Raw genomic sequence first — 1,032 nt, 5'->3', positions numbered from 1 at the left:
CAAACACATGGGGCGTGCTGATCACTAAGGAAATAACGAGTGCGGTAAGAATGATTACTAGTCTTCTGCGCATAATAAACTCCGAACACTACAGCAATTGTTACCTTGATTATTTCTTCTTAATCATCGACTCGTCCCTGGCGAAGGGCCTGCTGGTATCGGCGTGGCCGGCTATGGTGCCGACGACCTTTCCCTCAACCATGATCTGGACTTTCCGGATGTTCTTGAACTCGGTGAGCGTATCAACCAGGGATGTTATGGTCATAAGCTCGCCGGTGCTGCCCCCCCAATGCTTTTCTATAAGCTCTTTCGAGAAATTCACGTATGCTACATTCTTGATGATATCAACATTAAGCACTTTTGTTTCGGATGGGATGGTGGCGTAAAGACCGTTCTCTTTGGAACCTTTTACTAACTCCTCAACAGCGACCTTGGCGATCGCTGCGGTATCCTCTATTTGGCGAACCTCCGGAACCAGATGCTCGGCCTGCTCGTCGCTAAAATACAGCGTTAAAGAAACCATACGTCTTACCGACCGGCTTGATTTTACGGCCGTTTCGCTCTGCATCTTGCCCGCCTTCTGCAGCCCCTTTTGTGCCCCTTGTTTTACCTGTTGCTTTGCTGAATAGTCTTGTGCGCTTCTGACTTCGCTTGATGATTGTGAAGCCTTTTCATTGCAGCCGACCGCAAGCAGTGAGAAGAGAGCAACCAAAACCGAGATGAGGAGTACTTTAATGGCTGTCTTCAACTTAAGTTCCTTTCGCTTATATTTTTCTTTGTCCATCAATTATAATACAAAACTACTGATTGAGATACTTGGCGATACCGTTGTAGATGCCCTGGGCCTCTTTTTGCCGGAATTCGTCCGTTGCGAGTAGTTCGGCCTCTTCGGGATTGCTCATATAGGCCGATTCGCATAGCACTGCGGTCATCAAGGTTCTGCGCAACACGGCAAAGTTTGCCGTATGCGTTCCATCGTCTTTGCCCGGTACGTTTGACCACCCCAAAGCCTTGACCAGCTCTTCCTGGATG

2 protein-coding genes are annotated in these 1,032 nt (G+C 48.4%); both read right to left on the bottom strand.

Annotated elements, in window-relative coordinates; all coding sequences use genetic code 11:
• Positions 1–109 precede the first annotated feature (109 nt).
• Positions 110–748 (bottom strand): GerMN domain-containing protein, encoded by a 639-nt coding sequence (locus tag COY37_RS00890; protein WP_286679169.1) that lies wholly within the window; start codon positions 746–748, stop codon positions 110–112.
• A gap of 52 nt (positions 749–800) precedes the next feature.
• Positions 801–1,032, bottom strand: a 232-nt coding sequence (locus COY37_RS00885) for an N-acetylmuramoyl-L-alanine amidase family protein (protein WP_286975546.1), incomplete at its 5' end; no start/stop codon positions are given.

Source organism: Candidatus Aquicultor secundus (assembly GCF_002791875.1).
Classification (GTDB): domain Bacteria; phylum Actinomycetota; class Aquicultoria; order Aquicultorales; family Aquicultoraceae; genus Aquicultor_A; species Aquicultor_A secundus.
Note: the sequence above shows the minus strand (reverse complement) of the source record. Positions and strands in the feature narration are given on the sequence as shown.